The sequence below is a fragment of the Pseudomonas sp. FG13 genome (genome assembly GCF_057809755.1).
On sequence record NZ_JBMDKO010000020.1, the window covers coordinates 64,467 to 87,371 of the forward strand.

A 22,905-nucleotide genomic window follows, 5' to 3' on the forward strand; every position below is an offset into this window, starting at 1 on the left:
ACAGCCGCCCGTTCCAGTGGGAGCGTACACACTTCCTAGCGTCAGTGTACGGGCAGACCGGGGCCATGTCAAGACAATTTACACACGAATGACACAATTCTGTGTGCAATTCTTTATAGGTTGTGTATGTGTTACCTGTATAACACTGCAAGCTCTTGAGAGCGCGCATGAGCCGCTTTACCCATCTTAGGTATGCAGACGTACCAGCAAGGACACAGAAGCCTCTGTAGAGCCTCACAAGAGCCATAACGCAAAAAGCCCCATGAAGGGCTGTATGGCTTGAAAGCATAAAAGCCTAGCGACGTTAGGTGAAGATTTGGCAGAGAAGTTTTCCTCTGCCAATCAATACACGTTGGCTCGCTGTGGGTATTTAACATGGGACAGGAGCCCCAAAAATTTGGGCCTCCACTCAGGAGAACAACATGAGTATCAAGCATGGCAAAAGGCGTGAGCCGAATTTTTGGCTCACGGTATCTGACAGGGCAGCAAAATTAGCGGCTAAAAATTTAGCCGCTATAGCCCCAGTAAATGGCAATCGGCTGAAAATTTAGCCAATTGGATTAGGAGAACAATATGAGTATCAAACAGGGTAATGAGCATGAGCAAAATTTTTTGCTCATGCCTCTCAAGAGCTTGGAATCACAGCTTTGAAGTTTACCAGCTTCACCCTTTCGAGCTTCCCGGCGAGTCCTGACATTACGTCTATTGGCTCACTCTTCTTGGCAGTCTTTCTTGGCTCCTGTCTAACAACTGGCAGCTTCAACATCTGGCCTTGTGGGTTGACCACTTTATGCACGTCCTCAGACCGTCCCCAACCCTCATAGATGAATGTCCCGGCAGGCGTATCAATCGTCTTGTTGACATTGCAGACAATCTTGTAGCCAACCGACTGAAGCAAAGCGTTGGCCTTGAGTGGGTCTAACATTATGTCTGTCATGTTAGTTATCTGATCCTTCACGGTCACACTACCGTGTTGCAACGACTTCTTTTCAGACTCCAAGGAACGGCGTTGAGCCTTCAATTCATTCAATGACACAATCAACTCTTCTACATCATCAACCTCAGCGACAGCCCTAGCCACTTTGGTGATTTTCACACTCAAATCTTTCAATTCACCATCAATCACAACTTCACGTTTCTGACTATCTGTGAGTATCTGCCCTTCTAGGGCGTCCTTGATGTGTTTCCAGCACGATAGTTGGAAAGCATAGGCAATCACACTCTCTGGGATACCCTTGCTGTTGGAGCACGCTACAGAGCCTCTACGGGCACGGCTTGAACATTCCATCACTGCGGGTGGAATAGCTCCCTTTGTTCTTTTGCTGTAGCTCTTGGTGTTGAAGTTCTTTCCACAATCACCACACACAACTAATCCTGTGTATTTGTGTTTGATTGGTGTCCCCCTCGGGGAGAATTTAGCTTCCATACGTTGCTGCACACGATAAAACAGCTCAGGTTCCACAACCACAGGATACACATTCGGGATACCCTGCCACTCACCTAACACAGTGCGATTTGTCATCCAACGTTTAACAGTGCTTGGCGCCATACGTGCTAGCAAAGGGTTTGTGTTGCCTTCAAAGATACGTTCAAAGATGCGACGTTCTCCAAGGCCGCTGGCGTAGTCTTCAAATGCCTGTTTCACCAACGGTGCAATCTCAGGAATCAACTCACCTTCTGAGGTTAACCACACAGGCGTGTGACGCTTAGGTGTGACTCCTGCCAGTGCCAGTGTGTTACGGCTCTTGTAACTGGCCTTCATACGAACACTGAGAGTTTCAGAGTAGTTGAAGGCAGCTTGCACCTTACCAACAAGGATATAGAAGCTACCGCCCCTCAAAGACTCTTGTGTGTATGTCTGTTGATCATCAAGAGTGACAAGTGACACACCAGCATTCAAGATGTTGATCAACACACCCGACATGATGCCCGGTTCCATACGTCCTGCACGGTCGATAGCCTCAACCAACACAACGTCACCAGCGCCAATAGCACCTTGTTCGATTGCTTCAAGGAGCTTGCCGAAACCGCTTTTAAGGTGCCTGCCGCTACGGCCAGAGATACCCAAATCCTTAAAGGACAGCTCACGGTTGAGGGTGAATGCGGGGTTGGCTTCGGCCCAACGGTCAAGCATGGCCTGTTGACGCTCAAGGCTGCTACCCTTCTGCTGTTTGCCGGTGCTGAAGCGGATGTAGGAGTATGCGTTGTTCACTTTAACCACCGTGTTTGCTGGGGCTTCTGGCCTCTGGGGCCATTCTACCACTGGTGTGGAGTAGAACCCCACATTGCCGCTTACTTCACCCAGCCGGTCTACTACGAATTCAAGGACCTGAAGATGCCGACCCTTCTGCTGATCGGCACCGCCGATACCACGGCCATCGGCAGCGACATCGCTCCACCAGCGGTGAAAGCCAAACTGGGTCGCTATGAGGTATTGGGCAAGCAGGCCGCCCAACTCATCCCTCGGTCGACCCTGGTGGAGTTCCCTCTTCTGGGGCACGCTCCGCAGATGGAGGAGCCGGACCGCTTCCATGAAGCGTTGCTGAGCTGGCTGAACAAACCCATTCCCTGACGAGGTGCCCCATGGCGGTGCAAATAGCGGTCATCGACGATTGGCAAGATGTGGCGCGGGACGTAGTGGACTGGTCGGTCCTGGACAGCATCGGCCAGGTGACTTTTCTCCATGACTACCCTGCCGACCGCGATACCCTCGCCGAACGCCTGGCGCCCTTCGACGTGATTTGCGTGATGCGCGAGCGCACGTCATTCGACGAAGGCTTGCTGCGTCGCCTGCCGAATCTCAAGCTGCTGCTCACCGGCGGCATGCGCAATGCCGCCCTCGACCTCAAGACCGCTGCCGAGCTGGGCATCCAGGTGTGCGGCACCGAAAGCTACAAGCACGCGGCTCCCGAACTGACCTGGGCATTGGTGATGGCTTTGAGCCGAAACCTCGTCCAGGAAGCCAATGCCCTGCGCGCGGGCCTGTGGCAACAGGGCCTGGGTGGCGACCTGTATGGCAAGACCCTGGCCATCCTCGGCCTGGGCAGTATCGGCAAGCGAGTGGCACAGTTCGGCCAGGTGTTCGGCATGCGAGTGATCGCCTGGAGCCAGAACCTCACCGCCGAACAGGCCGCCGAGGTGGGCGTGACCTACGTGAGCAAACAACAGTTGTTCGAGCAGGCGGACATTCTCTCGATCCACTTGGTACTCGGCGAACGCACCCGAGGCCTGGTGGACGCCCAGGCGCTGGGCTGGATGAAGCCCGAGGCGCTGCTGGTCAACACCGCACGAGGGCCGATTGTCGATGAACACGCGCTGATCGATGCCCTCCGGCACAAACGCCTGGCCGGCGCCGCCCTGGATGTATTCGCACAAGAACCCTTGCCCGCCGATCACCCGTTCCGGACGCTGGGTAACGTACTGGCCACGCCGCATGTGGGTTACGTCAGCCGACAGAACTACCAGCAATTCTATTCGCAGATGATCGAGGACCTGCAAGCCTGGGCCGCCGGAGCACCGATCCGCTTGCTGACCCCGCCCGCATAGTCGACAGATCGCTATCGCGAGCAGGCTCGCTCCCACGGGAGATTTGGGGCGACCCCGATCTTGCCAACACTGGAGAACCACTGTGGGAGCGAGCCTGCTCGCGATAGCGGTTCAGCAGTCGACACCTAGATGGCAGACCGCCATTCCCCGCTAATTCCCTCCCACAGAAACAGCACCTGCCTTCGATCAATATAGCCATCAAAACGCCTCTATCGCTACGCACTTCAATGGTGCAACGCGTCACCCGATCGCGCACGCAGATGAAACCACCCCTGCCCCCTACCGCATTTTTGTTTCAGGTAAGTGCACTTCGTCGGCGCGTATCTCCCTTCGTCATGTAAGACATTGCCGACAAAAAACGTGATTGTCCGACAAATCGACGAAGCGCACCGCACCGCTCTAGGTTCTGACCTAGACTGCCAATCCGGGGGGAAAACCGACCGGTCATCCAGTGGAAAAAAAGTCGAAACTTTTCGCAACGGCGACGGGTCAGGTTAGAGGAAGGGCAACAGCGGCTGGTGCAGTCCTTGCACAGCCCCATTACCTGATTCGCTTTGCCGCATTGGGCAGCGCTTTGCTCTCCTTGCGTAGCGCTTGTGCGCCTGGCCGCAGGATTCGGCCATTGAAACAACAGCTCTGGCGCTTGCCGGAAACAGATCGAGATACAGGAGATACTTATGATCAGTGCTGCCTTGGAACCCCAACAAGTCCGTTCACAATTACCGCCGGCGGCTGAATCGCCGACGGCACCGGTGCTGTCCACCGGAGGCAAGGCACTGCTCCCCGTCGTCCGCCAGAACCCTAACCGCAAGAAAGTTTTGTTCGTCACCTCGGAAATCGCCGACCTGGTGAAGACCGGTGGCCTGGGCGACGTCTCGTCCGCACTGCCCCGGGCGATGGCCGGTCTGCATGATGTCCGGGTACTGATCCCCGGTTATCCGCAAGTGATGAACAGCGGCAACCCGATCCACATCATCGGCGAACTGGGCGGCCATGCAGCGCTGCCACCCTGCAAGATCGGGCGCATGGACATGGCTGACGGCCTGGTGATCTACGTGCTGATCTGCCCCGAACTCTTTGCCCGCGAAGGCTCGCCCTACGGGGCCAACAATGGTCGCGACTGGCCGGACAATCACATCCGCTTCGCACGCCTGGGCCTGGCCGCGGCAGACATCGCCGCCAACCTGGCGCAGATCCACTGGTGCCCCGACCTTGTCCATGCCCACGACTGGCCGGCTGGGCTGGCACCCGCCTACATGCACTGGCGCGGGCAGCGCACCCCGACCCTGTTCACCATCCATAACCTGGCGTACCAGGGCGTGGTGAGCCTGGCCTCCTGCCCTGAGCTGGGGATTCCCGAGCACGCGTTGCAGCAGGAAGGCATGGAGTTCTACGGCAAGCTGTCGTTTCTCAAGGCGGGCATGGCCTATTCCAGCCACATCACCACGGTCAGCGCCACCTATGCCCAGGAAATCACCACTCCGGCGTTCGGCTGCGGGCTCGACGGTTTTCTCGCGGCCAAGACCCAACAAGGCCTGCTCAGCGGGATCCCCAACGGCATCGACGAGAGCTGGGACTCGGCCACCGATACGCATCTGTTCCGCCAATTTGCCATCGGCGACTGGGAGGGCAAGGCAGTGAACGCCGACCACGTGCGCGAACTGTTCGGCCTCGACGAGTCCAAGGGCCCATTGTTTGCCGTAGTGTCCCGCCTGGTGTATCAGAAAGGCCTGGACCTGACCGAAGCCGTAGCTGAATTCATCGTCGAATCCGGCGGCCAGATCGCGATCATCGGCCGTGGCGAACCGGAAGAGGAACAGGCCATGCGTGAGCTGGCGCTACGCTTCCCCGGTCGGATAGGCGTGCGCATCGGCTTCAACGAAACCGACGCACGACGGATGTTCGCCGGCAGCGACTTCCTGCTGATGCCATCGCGCTATGAACCCTGCGGCTTGAGCCAGATGTATGCTCAGCGTTTCGGCTCCCTGCCGGTGGCGCGCAATACCGGCGGCCTGGCCGACACCATTGAAGACGGCGTCACCGGCTTCCTGTTCGCCGAGTCCACCGTGGACAGCTACAAGCAGGCACTAAGCCGCGCCTTCAAGGTCTTCGCCTTCCCCGAATTACTCAATGCCATGCGCTGCCGGGCGATGTCGGCACCCTTCAACTGGAGCAAGGCGGTCGAACCCTACGCCGAGCTCTACGAACAACTGGTGGCTAAATCCCTGGGTAAATCGGCCAGACAATGAGGTGATCGATGCCGTCAAGGACGCCTGACACCTGGACCCACGGCGCGATCATGCTTGATGCCGAGCACACTCGTTTCGCCCTGTGGGCCCCGGATGCGTTTTACGTCAGTGTCGAACTCGACACTGGCGATTCAATACCGCTGCTGCCCCAAGCCAACGGCTGGTTCATGATCCAGACCCGCTGCCCCGCTGGCACCCGCTATCGCTACAACATCGACGGTGAACTGGAGGTACCCGACCCGGCGTCGCGCGCCCAGGCCGGAGATATCGACCGACCCAGCGTGGTGGTCGATCCCCACGCTTACCAATGGCGACACAGCCAATGGTCCGGCCGCCCCTGGTACGAAGCAGTGATCTACGAACTGCATGTCGGCACCCTCGGTGGCTTCGAGGGAGTCGAGCAACAACTGGCCCGCTTGGCCGGACTGGGTGTCACCGCTATCGAACTGATGCCACTGGCCCAGTTTCCCGGTGACCGCAATTGGGGTTACGACGGTGTATTGCCCTACGCCCCCCAGGCCTCTTATGGCACGCCGGAACAGCTCAAGCACCTGATCGACAGCGCCCACGGTCATGGGCTGGCGGTGATTCTGGACGTGGTCTACAACCACTTCGGCCCCGATGGCAATTACCTGCATCGCTACGCCAAGGGTTTCTTTCGCGAAGACAAGCACACGCCCTGGGGCGCGGCGATCGATTTCCGGCGCCGCGAGGTGCGGGATTTCTTCATCGACAATGCGCTCATGTGGCTGCTGGAATACCGCTTCGACGGCCTGCGCCTGGACGCCGTGCACGCGATCGAAGACCCGGATTTTCTCCAGGAACTGGCCACCAGGGTGCGCCAGCAGGTCGACCCGGCGCGGCATGTCTGGCTGACCGTGGAAAACGAACACAACCAGGCCAGCCTGCTCGAACAGGGTTACGACGCCCAGTGGAACGACGACGGCCATAACGCCCTGCATGTGTTGCTCACCGGGGAAACCGACGCCTATTACGCCGACTATGCCGAACAGCCGACGGAAAAACTGGCGCGCTGCCTCAGCCAGGGTTTCGTGTTCCAGGGTCATATCAATCGCCATGGCGAGCCCCGGGGCGAACCCAGCGGTCATCTGCCCCCCAACGCTTTCGTGTTGTTCCTGCAGAATCATGACCAGGTCGGCAACCGGGCCCTGGGCGAGCGCCTGCACCAATTGGCCCCGCCCCAGGCCCTGCAGGCAGCGACGGTGCTGTTGCTGTTATGTCCTATGATCCCGCTGCTGTTCATGGGGGATGAAGTACTCGCCGAACAGCCGTTCCTGTTCTTCACCAGCCACCATGGTGAGCTTGCAGAACTGGTGCGAGAGGGTCGGCGCAACGAGTTCAAGGCCTTCAGTGCCTTCGCCGACCCCGAGAAACGCAAGCGCATTCCCGATCCCAACGCAGCCGCCACATTCGATGCCTCACGACCGAACCTGGAGTCCCGCCGACCGGAGCAGCAAGCCAACGAGGCGTTATACCGCCATCTGCTGAAGATCCGCCGGGAAGAGATCGTTCCGCGCCTGCCCGCCATCCAGGCGTTGGGCGCCGACGTACTGGGCCACGGCGCGATCAGTGCGCGCTGGCGGATGGAGGACGGCAGCGTGCTGCGCATCGACCTGAACCTCAGCGGGCAGCCGGTTGAACATAGCGCTCCAGAGGAGGCGCGCATTCTTTTCGAACATCCACAGCAAGCCATGGGTCTGTTGGAACAGGGTGCTCTTGCGCCCTACAGCGCGCTGGTCACTCTGACACAAGCGGCAACGTTGCCCAACATTACTGGAGAGCGCCCATGAGCGATGCGCAACTGGAAATCCTCGCCGGCCGCGCGGGCCTGGCGGTGGACTGGATCGACGCCAATGGCCGAGCCCAGAAAGTCTCGCCGGCGGTATTGCGCTCGGTCCTGACGGGCCTGGGCCATCCGGCCGGCAGTGCTCAGGAAATCGACGCCAGTCTTTTGCAATTGCAGGAAGATCAGCAGAACCATCGTCTACCCCCGTTGATCACCGCCGATGTCGGGGCCAACGTCGACCTGAGCCGCTATTTCCAAGGCTCGATGCCCTGCGAAATCCAGCTCGAGGACGGCGCGACGCTGAACCTGAAGCTCGACGCCGACGCGAAGCTACCGGGGATGATCCCGGTGGGCTATCAGCAGGTCCGCATCCAGGACCAGCATTTCACCCTGGCCGTGGCGCCCGCCCGCTGCTACAGCGTGGCCGAGGCCGTCGACGATCCGACGCCCAGGGCCTGGGGCCTGAGTGCACAGCTGTACGCGCTGCGCCGTCCTGGCGACGGTGGCTTCGGCGACACCCAGGCGCTGGAGGAACTGGCACGGGTAGCCGGCGAACGCGGTGCCGACGCCTTGGCGATCAGCCCGATACACGCGATGTTCAGCAGCGACACCGGGCGCTATAGCCCGTACTCGCCCTCGAGCCGCCTGTTCCTCAACAGCCTCTATGCCGCGCCGGGCACAATCCTGGGGGAACGGGCCCTGCGCACGGCCATCGACGCGACGGGCCTGGTCAATCAACTGCGCCACCTGGAAGAACAGCCCCTGGTCGACTGGCCGGTGGCGGCCGAGGCCAAGCAGAAGATCCTGCGCGCCCTGTACGACGGCTTCAGCCAGGGCGAACACCCACTGCATGAAGACTTCAGCAGTTTCCGCCACACCAGCGGCGAGGCCCTGGAAAATCACTGCCGCTTCGAAGCCCTGCAAGCGGAACGCGCCGCCCGCGGTGAAAGCCTCGATTGGCGTCAATGGCCCGAAGAGTGGCGCAACCCGCGCAGTTCGGCGCTGGCACGTTTCGCCGAGGAAAACGCCGACGAAATCGGCTACTACGCCTTTTGCCAATGGTTGATTGCGCGGTGCCTGGAACGGGCCCAGAGCGCCGCCAGGTCCAGCGGCATGGGCATCGGCCTGATCGCCGACCTGGCGGTGGGTGCCGACGGCGCCGGGAGCCAGGCCTGGAGCCGCCAGGATGAACTGCTGGCCTCGCTGACCGTGGGGGCGCCACCGGACATCCTCAATCGTTCCGGTCAGGGCTGGGGCATCTCGGCGTTTTCGCCGGAAGGCCTGGTCCGTAATGGCTTTCGCGCCTTCATTGAAATGCTGCGGGCCAACTTTGCCCATGCCGGCGGCTTGCGAATCGATCATGTCATGGGCCTGCAACGGCTGTGGGTGATCCCCAACGATGCGCCACCCTGCGATGGCGCCTACCTTTATTATCCGGTGGACGACTTGCTGCGCCTGTTGGCCCTCGAATCCCATCGTCATCAGGCCATCGTGCTCGGCGAAGACCTCGGCACCGTGCCCGATGGCTTGCGGGAGAAGCTCAGCGCCCGCTCCATCCTCGGCATGCGGGTGCTGTTGTTCGAACAGGACAACACCCGCTTCAAGCCCATTCTCGATTGGCCGGACAATGCCCTGGCGACCACCAGCACCCATGACCTGCCGACCCTCAATGGCTGGTGGCACGGTCATGACATCGACTGGAACGCCCGCCTGGACCTGATCGACTCCCATACCGAAATGGACTGGCGTCGGCATCGCGAGCGTGAACGCGAGGGGCTGCGCGACGTGTTGAACCAGGACCCGCAGAACTTTCGCGAGGAACATCGCGAAACCGATCAAGTGCTGGACGCCAGCGTGCGATTCCTCGGCCATACCCGTGCGCCATTGGTGCTGCTGCCGCTCGAAGACGCCCTCGGCATCGACGAGCAGGCCAACTTGCCTGGCACCACCGACACTCACCCCAATTGGCGCAGGCGCCTGCCTGGCGAGAGTCAGGCGCTGTTGGATGGCCCGGACGCCGCACGGCGTCTGGAAATACTCGCCTGTGCGAGACTTCAGGCGAACGAGCGTGACCAATGAACCAGACGTCGACCCAACCCCTGCGGGCAACCTTGCGCCTGCAGTTCCATAAAGGCTTCACCTTGGACGATGCGGTCCCGCAGGTGCCGTACTTTGCTTCGCTGGGCATCAGCCACGTGTATGCCTCGCCCCTGCTCAAGGCTCGGGCCGGCTCGATGCATGGCTATGACGTAGTCGATCCGACCCTGGTCAATCCCGAGCTGGGTGGCGAAGCCGCGCTCAAGCGCCTGGTAGCGGCCTTGCGCGAGCATCGGATGGGCCTGATCCTCGACATCGTCTCCAATCACATGGCGGTCGGCGGTAACGACAACCCCTGGTGGCTGGATCTGCTGGAATGGGGACGCCTGAGCCCCTACGGCCAGTTCTTCGATATCCAGTGGCACTCTCCCGATCCACTGATGGAAGGCCAGTTGCTGTTGCCATTCCTGGGCAGCGACTACGGCGTGGCGTTGCAGGAAGGTACGCTGAAGCTGCGTTTCGACGCTGCCATGGGCCGTTTCTACGTCGAACATTACGAGCACCACTTCCCCATCTGCCCGATGCAGTACGGCGAACTGCTCAGACCCGCCGACACCCTTCCACCCGAACAGGCCGAGTCCCTCAAGGCTCTGGCGGAGCGGTTCACCACACTGAACTACCAGACCGACGCCCATACCCTCGCCCGCCCGCTCCAGCAGGAACTGAGCGAACTGGCCAAGCAAGCCGGCATCCTGGCCGCCATCGAAGACAACCTGCGCGGTTACGACTCCGAGGAATCCGAAGGTTTCGAACGCCTGCATCAACTGCTGGAGCGCCAGAGCTATCGCCTCGCCAGTTGGCGCACGGCGGCGGATGACATCAACTGGCGACGTTTCTTCGATGTCAACGAGCTGGGTGGCCTGCGGGTCGAACGCCCGGCGGTGTTCGAAGCGACTCACGCAAAGATTTTCGAATTGATCGGCAATGGGTTGGTGGATGGCCTGAGGATCGACCACATCGACGGATTGGCCGACCCTCGCGGTTACTGTCGGAAATTGCGCAGGCGTGTCGATGCGCTGTCACCGTCGCGACACTTGCCGATCTTCGTCGAGAAAATCCTCGGCGATGGAGAGACGCTGCGCCGGGACTGGAACATCGATGGCAGCACCGGCTACGAATTCATGAACCAGGTTTCACTGCTGCAGCATGATCCGAGCGGCGCCGCCCCCCTCGCCGAGTTCTGGAGCCGCCACAGCGAGCGGCCGGCGCACTTCATCGAAGAAGCCCGCCTGGCTCGCCAGCAGATTCTCAACGGTTCCCTGGCCGGCGACTTCGAAAGCGTCGCCCAGGCCCTGCTACAGGTCGCCCGGGACGACGTGATGACCCGCGACCTGACCCTCGGCGCGATTCGCAGGGCGTTGCAGGAGCTCATCGTGCACTTCCCGGTATACCGCACCTACATCAGTCCTTTGGGCCGCAGCGTCGAAGACGAGGTGTTTTTCCGCAAGGCTCTGGAAGGCGCGAGGCAAACTCTCAGCGAAGCCGACTGGCCAGTGCTCGATTGCCTGGCCGACTGGCTCGGCGGGATGTCCTGGCGGCAACGCCCACGAGGGAGCCAGCGCAAACGGCTGCGCCATGCCTGTGTTCGCTTCCAGCAACTGACCTCACCCGCTGCCGCCAAGGCCGTGGAGGACACCGCCCTGTATCGCTCGGCGGTACTGCTGTCGCGCAACGACGTGGGCTACAACACCGAGCGTTTCAGCGCCCCGCCGCAGGAGTTTCATGACGCTGGCCTTGAACGCCTGGAACACTTTCCCGACAACCTGATCACCACCGCCACCCACGACCACAAGCGCGGCGAAGACACCCGGGCGCGGCTGGCGGTGCTCAGCGAGCGCGCAGAGTGGTACACCGCGTGCGTCGAACAATGGCGAATTCTCTCGCCGTCGCTGCACAGCGATCCCGCCGCACCCTCGGCCGGCGATGAGCTGATCATGTACCAGGCGTTGCTTGGGAGCTGGCCACTGGACCTCGATCTGAACGATCACCAGGCACTCTCGACCTACAACGAACGCCTGTGGCAGTGGCAGCGCAAGGCGTTGCGGGAAGCCAAGCTGCAAAGCAGTTGGGCGGCGGTCAACGATGCCTATGAACAGGCAACCCAGATGTTCCTCGAACGGCTGTTGCTGTGCGATGAAGGGCTGCCACTGCGCAGTGCCATCGCCGAGGCGGTCCAATCCATCGCTCCGGCGGGCGCCCTCAACAGCCTGGCACAGACGTTGCTGCGCATGACCGTACCCGGCGTTCCGGATTTGTACCAGGGCGCCGAGTTCTGGGATTTCAGCCTGGTGGACCCGGACAACCGGCGCCCGGTGGACTTCGACGCGCGCCGTCAGGCCATGCAGGCCGGCAGCTCCCCTGCCGAACTGCTACGCGACTGGCGCGATGGCCGGGTGAAGCAGGCCCTGATCGCCAGGACCCTGGCCTTGCGGGCCGAGTACCCGCAGCTGTTCCGCCAGGGCAGCTACCGGCCATTACCCGTGACCGGCGAGCACGCGAACCGGGTCCTGGCTTTCATGCGTGAGCACGAGCAACAGCGGGCGATCGTGGTGGTACCGATCCATGCCGCCCGCCTGCTGGAAAACGGTACCGAACCCTGGGTGTCGGCTTCGAATTGGGGCGATACGCGCGTTTCGTTACCGTTCGCCGTAGAGGGTGAAAAACTGAAGGGACTTTTTAAACATGCAGCAGTCACACCCCAAGGGGAGTTGATGGTCAGCAACGCGCTGGGGGATTTCCCAGTCAACGTCTTTATCCCATCTTGAGTCATGTCAGGAGCATTGCGATGAGTACCGACGATAAACGCATTCGTGAATTCGCCTATCAGATCTGGGAGTCCGAAGGTAAACCTGCCGGGCAGGAGGATCGTCATTGGGAGATGGCGCGCAAATTGGCCGAAGCCGAGGCCCTGGCACCGAGCAAGCCTGCCAAGGCCGCCGGCAAACCCGCCGCCAGCAAGGCCAACGGCATCAAGCCTGTGGCAGCCAAGAGCACCACGGCCAAGGCTGCCCCAAAAAGCACCACGCCCAAGGCCAAACCAGCGGCTAAACCCGCTGCGGCGGCACCAGCAGCTGGCAAGCCAGCTGAGAAGAAGCCACGCGCGGCGCGCAAGCCACCGGCGGTTTGACCCTCGGGCTCAGGCTGGCACAACCCCTGTGGCGAGGGGACTCAGCGAGACGTCGTACCGCCCCGCTGGGGCGCGAAGCGGCCCTAAGCTTTTGGGGCTGATGCGCAGCCCAGCGGGGATAAATCCCCTCGCCACAAAGTCCTTTACCAGAAAGAGCTGTACCCGTTCCAGTCACTCTGAAATCCATGAATTTCTTGAACCACTCGCTTTGCCGTATCTGTCTGTCTTTTGCAGGAGCAACCCATGACCCGTCCAAAGAAAACCACCCCGCCGCCTGTTATCGAGGCCTCGCGGATTCGCGAAGGGCTGCCGTTCCCGCTCGGTGCGACCTGGGATGGCCTGGGGGTCAATTTCGCGTTGTTCTCAGCCAACGCCACCAAGGTCGAACTGTGTATTTTCGATGACACCGGCGAGGTCGAACTCGAACGCATCGAGTTGCCGGAGTACACCGACGAGATCTACCACGGCTATCTGCCCGATGCCCACCCGGGCTTGATCTACGGCTACCGGGTCTACGGTCCCTACGATCCGGAAAACGGTCATCGCTTCAATCCCAACAAACTGCTGATCGACCCTTACGCCAAACAACTGGTGGGCCAATTGAAATGGTCCGAGGCGCTGTTCGGCTACACCATCGGCCATCCCGATGGCGACCTCAGTTTCGATGAACGCGACAGCGCTCCATTCGTGCCCAAGTGCAAGGTCATCGATCCTGCCCACACCTGGGGCCACGACCATCGCGTCAGCGTGCCCTGGGACAAGACCATCCTCTACGAAACCCACGTACGCGGTATCAGCATGCGTCACCCCGCCGTACCGGAAAATCTGCGCGGGACCTTCGCCGGGCTGATGGTCGATGACGTGCTTGAGCACATTCGCAAGCTGGGCGTGTCGTCGGTCGAGCTCTTGCCCATCCATGCGTTCGTCAACGACCAGCACCTGTTGCACAAGGGCATGACCAACTACTGGGGCTACAACAGCATTGCGTTCTTCGCCCCGGACCCGCGTTACCTGGCCAGCGGCAAGATCGCCGAGTTCAAGGAAATGGTCGCGCACCTGCACGATGCCAACCTGGAGGTGATTCTCGACGTGGTCTACAACCACACCGCCGAAGGCAACGAGCAAGGCCCGACCCTGTCCATGCGTGGCATCGACAACGCCTCCTACTACCGGCTGATGCCCGATGACAAACGCTACTACATCAACGACTCGGGCACCGGCAACACCCTGGACCTGAGCCACCCTTGCGTGCTGCAGATGGTCACCGACTCCCTGCGCTACTGGGCCTCGGAGATGCACGTCGACGGGTTCCGCTTCGACCTTGCAACCATCCTCGGCCGGTATCACGACGGTTTCGACGAGCGCCACAGTTTCCTCGTTGCCTGCCGCCAGGACCCGGTGCTGCGCCAGGTGAAAATGATCGCCGAACCCTGGGACTGTGGCCCCGGTGGTTATCAGGTGGGACGCTTCCCACCGGGCTGGGTCGAGTGGAACGACAAGTTTCGCGATACCGTGCGCGCGTTCTGGAAAGGCGACGACGGCCAGCTTGCCGATTTCGCCAGTCGCATGACCGCCTCGGGCGAGATGTTCAATCAGCGTGGGCGCCGCCCCTATGCCTCGGTGAACTTCGTCACCGCCCATGACGGCTTCACCTTGAATGACCTGGTGTCTTACAACGACAAGCACAACGAAGCCAACGATGAGAACAACCAGGACGGCAGCAACAACAACCTGTCCTGGAACCACGGCGTCGAAGGCCCGACGGACGATCCGCAGATCAATGCTCTGCGCCATCGGCAGATGCGCAACTTCTTCGCGACCCTGCTGTTGGCCCAAGGCACACCGATGATCGTCGCCGGGGACGAGTTCGCCCGCACCCAGCATGGCAACAACAATGCCTATTGCCAGGACAGCGAGATCGGCTGGGTCAACTGGGACCTGAGCGAAGATGGCGCGGCACTGCTGCAGTTCGTCAAGCGCCTGATCAAGTTGCGCCTGGCCTACCCGATCCTGCGCCGTGGACGGTTCCTGGTGGGTAACTACAACGAGGATATCGGCGTCAAGGACGTGACCTGGCTGGCACCGGACGGTAGTGAGATGACCATCGAACAGTGGCAGGACAGCCACGGTCGCTGCCTGGGAATGCTGATGGACGGTCGCGCCCAGGAGACCGGCATCCGCCGCAAGGGCGGTGACGCGACGTTGTTGCTGGTGGTCAACGCGCACCATGACATCGTCAATTTCCGTCTGCCGGAAGTGCCGGAAGGCAGCTTCTGGACGTGCATGGTAGACACCAACCAGCCCATGGTGCGGGGTCAGGAGCGGTTTGATTTCGACTCCGAATACTCGGTCACGGGCCGTTCCTTGCTGTTGTTCGAGTTGCAGCGCGAAGAAGAAAAGCGGGACAGGTGATAAAAGGTTACAAACCATCAGGAGCCGCAAGGACGCGGCTCTGGTGGCGCATCACCGGGCTTGCACAGTCCAGTTCGAATAAAAAATTGCAGTTCAGATACACAAGTGACGCGACGAATCGAGCGTCATGGTCAATACTTCGCAGGCGGTATTCCAGGATTCGGAGCACTGCGGATCGCAGCCAGCCCCTTCGGGGCGCACCGGGGCAGTCGGCCCGACGCGTGGCTGAAAGATTGAATACAACAAGGACGTACCTCATGAAACTTGCCTCTCGCTTGCAAGGCCGGCAGCATCCGCAAATCTGGAACAGCTCGCCGCAGTTGGCCGACATTCCCATCATCAGCACCCAGACGCTCATCCCCGCCGGTGCCCGTGCCGTCATCCTCTCCCCGCACCCTGGCGATGAGATCGGTGCGTGTGGCGGACTGCTCCAGTTGCTCAGCAACCTGGACTATCCCATGTTGCTGATTTCGGTCACCGACGGTGACCTCAACCATCCCTCTTCGCCGTTGTGGACCGATGAACGCCTGCGCATCTATCGCCCCCATCCCCAGGAAAGCGTGGACGCGCTGCATCGCCTGGGCATACCGACCCATGGTTTGCAGTGGGTGCGCGGCGGCTTCCCGGAAAAGGCCCTGACCGAACATGAGGCACAGCTGACCGCCTTCATCGGACATTACCTGCGGCCTGGCGACGTGGTGTTCGGCACCTGGCGCAAGGATGGCGACAGCGATCACGAGACCGTCGGCCGTGCAGGAGCACTGGCAGCCGAAAGTGTCGGGGCGACCTTCAACGAACTGCCGGTGTGGGCCTGGCATTGGCCGGTTCGTGAGCAGAACAAGATCCCCTGGCACCGCGCGCGAAAACTGCGCCTGGACGTCTGGACCACCGCCCGCAAACGGCACGCGATGCACGCCTACGCCAGCCAGCTAAACGGCGAGCCCGCCAGCGGCATCGCCCCGCTGGTGCCGCGGGTTATCCTGGATCGCATGGGGTTGCCGTATGAGATCGTGTTCATCTGAAGCACCACGAAAGCGTTGGGTCAGGTAGGGCCTCTTCGCGAGCAGGCTCGCTCCCACATAGGTTTCGGATGGTCACACAATACAGTGTCGCTACAAATCCCCTGTGGGAGCGAGCCTGCTCGTGAAATCGGTGATGGGATCAACATGAAAGCTGGCTGAAACAGTAAATATCCGGAACTGCCGATGCTCCTCATCAGTCGCATGAACAGGTACGTCTGATTCAGGAGTGAATGTGACTCGCGATCCCGACTGGCGGGCTGTCGAATCGGTGCCATTGGACACGCCTGCGGCGGTCCATCGGCTGCGGGTTCTGACGGTCAATACCCATAAGGGTTTCACCGCCCTCAACCGCCGCTTCATCCTGCCGGAACTCCGTGAAGCGGTGCGCAGTACCGGCGCCGACCTGGTTTTCCTGCAGGAAGTCCTGGGCGAGCATGACCGCCATGCCTCGCGCTACGACAACTGGCCCCAGACGTCCCAATACGAGTTCCTTGCCGACAGCATGTGGAGCGACTTCGCCTATGGCCGCAACGCGGTGTACCCCGACGGCCATCACGGCAATGCGCTGCTGTCCAAGTACCCGATCCGCCAGTTCCGCAACCTCGACGTTTCCATCACCGGCCCGGAGCGGCGTGGCTTGTTGCATTGCGTGCTGGACGTGCCGGGGCACGCCGAAGTCCATGGCATTTGTGTGCATCTGAGCCTGTTGGAAAGCCACCGCCAATTGCAGCTCAAGCTGCTCTGCCAATTGCTCGAATCCCTGCCCGAGGACGCCCCGGTGATCATCGCTGGCGACTTCAACGACTGGCAGTTACGCGGCAACATCACCCTCGCCCAACGTCGATATCTGCACGAAGCCTTCGAACACCACCACGGCCGTCCGGCCAGGACCTACCCGGCCCGTTTCCCCCTGCTGCGCCTGGACCGCATCTACTTGCGCAATGCCACCAGCCATGCCCCGAAAATCCTCGGTAGCAAACCCTGGACGCACTTGAGCGATCACCTGCCGCTGTCCGTGGAAGTGCATCTGTGAACCCCGCGACGGATCGCTGATGACAACGTGCCACCTGTAAGTTCTGACAGTAGCGACACCGATCTTTCATTGTTACGGTGCCATCCCATACAGCGAGCGTTGCCAGGCCCTGTGTGCCAGCTGTTGTGCAGCCGATGCTGAAACCGGCGTTCCCCGAATGCCGATGCAGAGGGATAGCACATGAGCTCGCACGATCATGGCTTCAAGCGGTTGTTCAATGTCTTCTGGGTATCGACCCCCTTCCTGTTCCCCGTTCCCACTACCATGGCGGCTTGTACCCTGACGCCAACGGCAGGCAATGACGCCTATGTCTGCGACAGCGGCACCAGCCCCGGGCTGACGGACCTTTCGGGCAACAACAGCCTCACGATGCCCGCCAACGGCAGCGGCGTCATTCAAGGCGACGTCACGTTTGACGAAGGCGTCGATCGCGTCGAAATCCACGCCAATGGCGGGATTGACGGTGACGTGAGCCAAGGTTCAGAGGCCGACGACTTTCTCATGACCGGCGGCCGCATCCTGTCCCTGTCCCAGGGCGATGGCCTCGACACGTTCACGATGTCCGGGGGTACCATTGTCGACGCGTTCGAAGACGGCGATATCGCCCACATGAGCGGTGGCACGATCGGGCGGGTCGATATGAAGCTCGACGACAATCTCTTCGACATGTCAGGCGGCCAGATCATCGGTAATCTGGTGACCGGTTTCGGCCAGGACACCATCATCCTCTCTGCGGGACGCATCGGCGGCAACGTCAGCGTCAGTGGCGGCAATGACAGCATTACTGTCAGCGGTGGCGAAATCATCGGCGAGGTCCGAGCCAGCACCGGCAATGACCAACTGCAGTGGAGCGGCGGACTGATCCACTCTGCCATTCTGATGGGCGACGGCAATGACACGGCACTGCTGCGCGGTCTCGATGAAACAACACTCGCCATTACCCCCAGCCTGAATGGTGGGTTGGGCCAGGACGTGCTGACCCTTGAAGGCAGCACTTCCAGCACGGGTGCCCGTTACGTCAACTGGGAGAGCGTCAACCTTACCCAAGGCTCGCGGCTGGACCTGAACGACGCCCTGGTCCTGGGCGACAGCACCTCCGCCACGGGCACCCTCACCCTGGACAGCAACAGCGTGTTGACCTCGACCCAGGGCAGCGTTACACCCTTCACCGCCGGCCAGTTGGCAACGCTCAACAACGGCGGAACGGTGGACCTCACCCGGGACAATACCCGCACCAACGACACCCTCACCGTGCAGGGTAACTACGTTGGTAACAATGGCCAGCTACGCCTGCAATCGGTCCTGGGAGCCGATGACTCTCCCAGCGACAAGCTGGTGGTCAATGGTGGAACGCTCACGGGGACCACCGCCATCACCGTCACGAATCTGGGGGGTGCGGGCGCGCTGACCACGCAAAACGGCATCGAGCTGGTCCAGGCCCAGGGCGGCGCGGTCAGCAACAGCGGCGCGTTTTCGTTGGCCAATGCGGTGTCGGCCGGCGCCTTCGATTACCGCTTGTTCAAGGGCGGCGTGAACGGCAATGAAAACAACTGGTACCTGCGCTCGACCGTGGTCGCCGGACCGGTGGCGGCGCCCAGCCCGGACTTGCCCGCGCTACCGGCTGCAGTGCCAGGCGCCGCGCCCATCCCCTTGTATCGCCCGGAAGTGCCCACCTGGTCGGTGCTGCCTCCTGCCGCGGCGCAACTGACCCTGATGGCCTTGGGCACCTTCCATGATCGCCAGGGCGACCAGCGCCTGCTCACCGAAACCGACGCGTTCAGCGCGGGTTGGGGACGGGTCTATGGCAAGGATCTGGACCAGAGCTGGGCCGGTACGGTTTCGCCTCGATTCGACGGTTCCATCAAAGGCTTCCAGGTGGGCAACGATCTGTACAGCTCGTCGATGTCCGGCGGCCAGACCCAGCGCATCGGCTTCTTCGTCGGCCACACCGAACTGAACGGTCACGTCGACGGTTTCAACCTGGGCTTCCAGGGCCGACGCGCCGGCAAGATAGAACTCGACGGCGACAGCTACGGACTCTACTGGACGCTCATCGATCCCACCGGCGGTTACGTCGACGCGGTCGTGATGGGCACCCGGCTGGACGGCGACAACCGCTCCGACCGCGGACTCAAGATCGACAATCGCGGGCACGCGCTGACCCTCTCCGCGGAGGCCGGCTACCCATTCGCCGTGGCCACCGACTGGGTCCTCGAACCCCAGGTCCAGGTCATCCACCAGAAAATCTCCCTGGACACCCAGGACGACGGGATCTCCAGGGTCGAATTCGATTCCGACAGTGCCTGGACTGGCCGTCTCGGCGCCCGACTCAAGGGTCGCTATCAAGTCAGTGGCATGCCCGTCGAGCCGTATCTGCGGGCGAATCTGTGGCACACCTTTTCCGGCACCGACACGGTGACGTTCGACAACACCGAGCGGGTCGAAACCCAACAGCGCGCGTCCACCGGCGATCTGGGCGTCGGCGTGATCGTAAGTCTGGCCCCGGCCGTCAGCGTTTATGCCAGCGCGGACTACAGCAACAACCTGGACAGTAACCAGCAACGCAGCGTGGCGGGCAATCTCGGTGTGCGGGTCAGTTGGTGACGCTAAGTCGCCTCTTCCGACGATGATTTGACGTCAACCAAAAGCACGGATAACCGAAAAGAATCAGTCATTTATTTGGCCTGATTTCATATCGCCATTCATCGCACAGTTTCTTGACGCGATGACATCGGTCTTCTTGACTACACCGTACTACCCCCGGAAATACAGTCAGGGGCAGGTCTCGGGAACCCGTTGCGGCGGGCCGCCCGAGACTTGCCTCAATCCATTCGGTCGCCCCTCATTCGGGGTAGGAGAGACGCCCCAAGCGAGAGACGCATGCGATTGCAAGGCAGACCCCCATGAGAACTTCCCTCCGTCCACAAGAAATCACGACCACCTTTTACACCGTGTCGACTTCGTTACTGCTGTGCTCATCCATGGAGGTCATGGCCTGGCCCGTCGAGCAATCCTCGCAACCCTGGTATGGCCAAACACCCGCCGACAACCCGAACGCCACCCTCATCAATCCCGACTCTGCATCCGACAAGGGTCCCGCACTGTTCACGCTGCACAACGACAACGGTCATACCCAGCGCATGGGCCTGATCGGTGGCCAAAGCCAGATCATCGCCAATGTCGGCGGCGTGCTGGTCAGCCCGGCCATGGCCGAGCCGGGCACAGATGCGCTGAACCTGCACGGAACGAACCTGGGCGCCTACTGGAGCCTCACCGGCCCCGCTGGCTGGCATGTAGACCTGAGCGCCAGTGGCGGCCGGGTCAACGGTTACAGCCGAACCGAACAAGGCCAGCGCCAGGCGGCCGAAGGCAACGCCGTCACGTTGTCGGTCGAGGGCGGCTTTCCCATCGGTATCAGTGACAACTGGGTGGTCGAACCCCAGGCGCAATTGATCAACCAGCGTGTGACCCTCGACACCGGTAACGCCGAGGACGGCAACAGCAGTGCACTGAGTACCTGGAGCGGACGTGTGGGGGCACGGCTCAAAGGCACTTACGAGGTCAACGGCCTCGGCGTGGAACCCTACGTGCGGACCAACCTGTGGCACACCGTCCAGAGCGCCGACACCCTCTCCCTGGACAAGGTCGACAAGATCAGCAGCAGCCGAAAATCCTCCACCGTCGAGCTGGGCCTGGGCCTGGTCGCCCGGGTCACGCCCGTGGTGAGCCTGTACGTCAGCGCCGATTACAGCAGCGACGTCGACGACAACGACCTCAATGGCGTGATTGCCAGCCTGGGCGTACGGATGCGTTGGTGAGACACCGAACTGCGCAAGTCTCAAGTGAGCAGCATTGCGCATCCGGGTCGGCAAAAACGCAGCTGCCGGCCCTTGCCACTTAAAAACTCCCCCCATTAAGGCGTATAACCCTGGAAGCGAAGACGACGGTGAGTCGTCCAGGGTTCATTTCTTTGATGGAGTAACGACATGACCACAGCCAACCTCCTCGCCAATCTGTTTCCCAGTGCCGCCGATATCCCCCAGGCCTATCGCCTCGAAGAGCGGATCGAGCAGCGTGAATACCTGGTCGATGGTGTCCTCGAGACCTGGCCGGGGCCGCTGGCCGTCGTGCGCAGCCCGGTGTACCTGGCCGCAGAACAAGGCGACGAACAGGTGGTGCTCGGCAGTACACCGCTGCTGGATGCCGAAACCGCCCTCACCGCCCTGGACGCCGCCGTCCGGGCTTACGACCGTGGCCAGGGCCTGTGGCCGACGATGCGGGTGGCCGAGCGTATCCGCCACGTGGAAACCTTCCTGGCGCGCATGCGCGAGCAGCGCGAGGCCGTCGTCAAGCTGCTGATGTGGGAAATCGGCAAGAACCTCAAGGATTCCCAGAAGGAGTTCGACCGTACCTGCGACTACATCGTCGACACCATCAATGCCCTCAAGGAACTCGACCGGCGCTCCAGCCGTTTCGAGCTGGAACAGGACACCCTCGGGCAGATCCGTCGCGTGCCCCTGGGCGTGGCCCTGTGCATGGGGCCCTACAACTATCCGCTGAACGAGACCTTCACCACCCTGATCCCCGCCTTGATCATGGGCAACACTGTGGTATTCAAGCCGGCCAAGCTCGGCGTCCTGCTGGTGCGTCCGCTGCTGGAAGCCTTCCGCGACAGTTTCCCGGCGGGTGTGATCAACGTGATCTACGGCAGCGGCCGGGAAACCGTCAGCGCGTTGATGGCCAGCGGCAAGATCGACATCTTTGCCTTTATCGGCACCAACAAGGCCGCGAGTGACCTGAAGAAGCTCCATCCGCGCCCGCACCGCCTGCGCGCCGCCCTGGGGCTGGATGCGAAAAACCCGGGACTGGTGCTGCCGGACGTCGACCTCGACAATGCCGTCAGCGAAGCGCTGACGGGCTCGCTGTCCTTCAACGGCCAGCGCTGCACGGCGTTGAAAATCCTCTTCGTCCATGAGGACGTGGCACCCGCATTCATCGAGAAATTCAACGCCAAGCTCGCCACGCTCAAGCCGGGCATGCCGTGGGAGGACGGCGTGGCGCTGACGCCACTGCCCGAGGCCGGCAAGATCGATTACCTGCGCTCCCTGGTGGACGATGCGGTGGCCAAAGGTGCGACGGTGACCAATGCACACGGCGGCGAATCCCGCAGCTCATTCTTCTACCCCGCCGTGCTCTATCCGGTAAACACCGCGATGCGGGTCTATCACGAAGAGCAGTTCGGCCCGGTCGTGCCCATCGTGCCGTATCGCGATCTCAATACCGTAATCGACTACGTATTGGAGTCCGACTTCGGCCAGCAACTGAGCATCTTCGGTACTCATCCGGCTGAAGTCGGCAAGCTGGTGGACACGTTCGCCAACCAGGTAGGGCGCATCAACATCAATGCCCAGTGCCAACGCGGACCGGATACTTTCCCGTTCAACGGCCGGAAGAATTCGGCGGAGGGCACCTTGTCCGTGCACGATGCGTTGCGGACCTTTTCGATCCGCACCCTGGTGGCGACCAAATTCCAGGAGAGCAACAAGGCGCTGATCAGCGACATCATCCGCGAGCGGGACTCGAACTTCCTGACCACCGACTACATCTTCTGA

The 22,905-nt window shown here is 61.2% G+C and carries 14 protein-coding genes and 1 pseudogene; 14 read left to right on the plus strand and 1 reads right to left on the minus strand.

What is annotated here, in order from left to right; translation table 11 throughout:
* The first annotated feature begins 422 nt into the window (after positions 1–422).
* Positions 423–551, plus strand: a complete 129-nt coding sequence (locus tag ACODTO_RS17175) for a hypothetical protein (RefSeq protein ID WP_489106786.1) — start codon at positions 423–425, stop codon at positions 549–551.
* 74 nt (positions 552–625) lie between these two features.
* On the opposite strand, the gene ACODTO_RS17180 is transcribed toward ACODTO_RS17175, so the two are convergent.
* A complete protein-coding gene (locus ACODTO_RS17180) occupies positions 626–2,212 on the minus strand; it encodes a recombinase family protein (protein WP_489106787.1) in 1,587 nt (528 codons plus the stop codon).
* Positions 2,213–2,296: 84 nt separating this feature from the next.
* Here ACODTO_RS17180 and ACODTO_RS17185 point away from each other — a divergent pair.
* From ACODTO_RS17185 to ACODTO_RS17245, 13 genes and pseudogenes are all read left to right on the plus strand, one after another.
* A pseudogene (locus tag ACODTO_RS17185) lies at positions 2,297–2,572 on the plus strand (alpha/beta fold hydrolase); the annotation flags it as partial.
* An 11-nt stretch (positions 2,573–2,583) separates the two neighbouring features.
* Positions 2,584–3,546 carry a D-2-hydroxyacid dehydrogenase family protein gene (locus ACODTO_RS17190; RefSeq protein ID WP_464711801.1) on the plus strand — a complete coding sequence of 321 codons (963 nt, stop codon included), beginning with the start codon at positions 2,584–2,586 and terminating at the stop codon, positions 3,544–3,546.
* Between the two features lie 677 nt (positions 3,547–4,223).
* A complete protein-coding gene (gene glgA, locus ACODTO_RS17195; protein WP_139645386.1) occupies positions 4,224–5,795 on the plus strand; it encodes a glycogen synthase GlgA in 1,572 nt (523 codons plus the stop codon).
* Between the two features lie 8 nt (positions 5,796–5,803).
* A complete protein-coding gene (gene treZ / locus ACODTO_RS17200) occupies positions 5,804–7,606 on the plus strand; it encodes a malto-oligosyltrehalose trehalohydrolase (protein WP_489106788.1) in 1,803 nt (600 codons plus the stop codon).
* A complete protein-coding gene (gene malQ / locus ACODTO_RS17205; RefSeq protein ID WP_139645382.1) occupies positions 7,603–9,681 on the plus strand; it encodes a 4-alpha-glucanotransferase in 2,079 nt (692 codons plus the stop codon). Before treZ ends, malQ begins: the two co-directional genes overlap by 4 nt.
* Positions 9,678–12,464: a malto-oligosyltrehalose synthase gene (locus tag ACODTO_RS17210; protein WP_139645379.1), complete on the plus strand. Its 2,787-nt coding sequence runs from the start codon at positions 9,678–9,680 to the stop codon at positions 12,462–12,464. Before malQ ends, ACODTO_RS17210 begins: the two co-directional genes overlap by 4 nt.
* A 20-nt stretch (positions 12,465–12,484) precedes the next feature.
* Complete coding sequence (locus ACODTO_RS17215; protein WP_175362593.1) at positions 12,485–12,826, plus strand: DUF2934 domain-containing protein; 342 nt, start codon at positions 12,485–12,487, stop codon at positions 12,824–12,826.
* A 243-nt stretch (positions 12,827–13,069) separates the two neighbouring features.
* Complete coding sequence (gene glgX / locus ACODTO_RS17220; RefSeq protein ID WP_139645374.1) at positions 13,070–15,238, plus strand: glycogen debranching protein GlgX; 2,169 nt, start codon at positions 13,070–13,072, stop codon at positions 15,236–15,238.
* A gap of 257 nt (positions 15,239–15,495) precedes the next feature.
* Positions 15,496–16,260, plus strand: a complete 765-nt coding sequence (locus ACODTO_RS17225; RefSeq protein ID WP_175386131.1) for a PIG-L deacetylase family protein — start codon at positions 15,496–15,498, stop codon at positions 16,258–16,260.
* 232 nt (positions 16,261–16,492) lie between these two features.
* A complete protein-coding gene (locus ACODTO_RS17230) occupies positions 16,493–17,293 on the plus strand; it encodes an endonuclease/exonuclease/phosphatase family protein (protein WP_139645369.1) in 801 nt (266 codons plus the stop codon).
* Positions 17,294–17,473: 180 nt separating this feature from the next.
* A complete protein-coding gene (locus ACODTO_RS17235; RefSeq protein WP_489106789.1) occupies positions 17,474–19,897 on the plus strand; it encodes an autotransporter family protein in 2,424 nt (807 codons plus the stop codon).
* A 299-nt stretch (positions 19,898–20,196) separates the two neighbouring features.
* The gene (locus ACODTO_RS17240; RefSeq protein ID WP_175386128.1) at positions 20,197–21,111 is read left to right on the plus strand and encodes an autotransporter domain-containing protein; all 915 of its coding nucleotides are present in this window, start codon (positions 20,197–20,199) and stop codon (positions 21,109–21,111) included.
* Between the two features lie 168 nt (positions 21,112–21,279).
* Complete coding sequence (locus ACODTO_RS17245) at positions 21,280–22,905, plus strand: NADP-dependent glyceraldehyde-3-phosphate dehydrogenase (RefSeq protein WP_175386126.1); 1,626 nt, start codon at positions 21,280–21,282, stop codon at positions 22,903–22,905.

Coding starts and splice junctions, on each gene's coding strand:
- ACODTO_RS17240 (WP_175386128.1), top strand. CDS start 20,197: ATGAGAACTTCCCTCCGTCCACAAGAAATCACGACCACCTTTTACACC.
- ACODTO_RS17215 (WP_175362593.1), top strand. CDS start 12,485: ATGAGTACCGACGATAAACGCATTCGTGAATTCGCCTATCAGATCTGG.
- ACODTO_RS17190 (WP_464711801.1), top strand. CDS start 2,584: ATGGCGGTGCAAATAGCGGTCATCGACGATTGGCAAGATGTGGCGCGG.
- ACODTO_RS17235 (WP_489106789.1), top strand. CDS start 17,474: ATGAGCTCGCACGATCATGGCTTCAAGCGGTTGTTCAATGTCTTCTGG.
- ACODTO_RS17225 (WP_175386131.1), top strand. CDS start 15,496: ATGAAACTTGCCTCTCGCTTGCAAGGCCGGCAGCATCCGCAAATCTGG.
- ACODTO_RS17175 (WP_489106786.1), top strand. CDS start 423: ATGAGTATCAAGCATGGCAAAAGGCGTGAGCCGAATTTTTGGCTCACG.
- treZ (WP_489106788.1), top strand. CDS start 5,804: ATGCCGTCAAGGACGCCTGACACCTGGACCCACGGCGCGATCATGCTT.
- ACODTO_RS17245 (WP_175386126.1), top strand. CDS start 21,280: ATGACCACAGCCAACCTCCTCGCCAATCTGTTTCCCAGTGCCGCCGAT.
- ACODTO_RS17210 (WP_139645379.1), top strand. CDS start 9,678: ATGAACCAGACGTCGACCCAACCCCTGCGGGCAACCTTGCGCCTGCAG.
- malQ (WP_139645382.1), top strand. CDS start 7,603: ATGAGCGATGCGCAACTGGAAATCCTCGCCGGCCGCGCGGGCCTGGCG.
- glgA (WP_139645386.1), top strand. CDS start 4,224: ATGATCAGTGCTGCCTTGGAACCCCAACAAGTCCGTTCACAATTACCG.
- glgX (WP_139645374.1), top strand. CDS start 13,070: ATGACCCGTCCAAAGAAAACCACCCCGCCGCCTGTTATCGAGGCCTCG.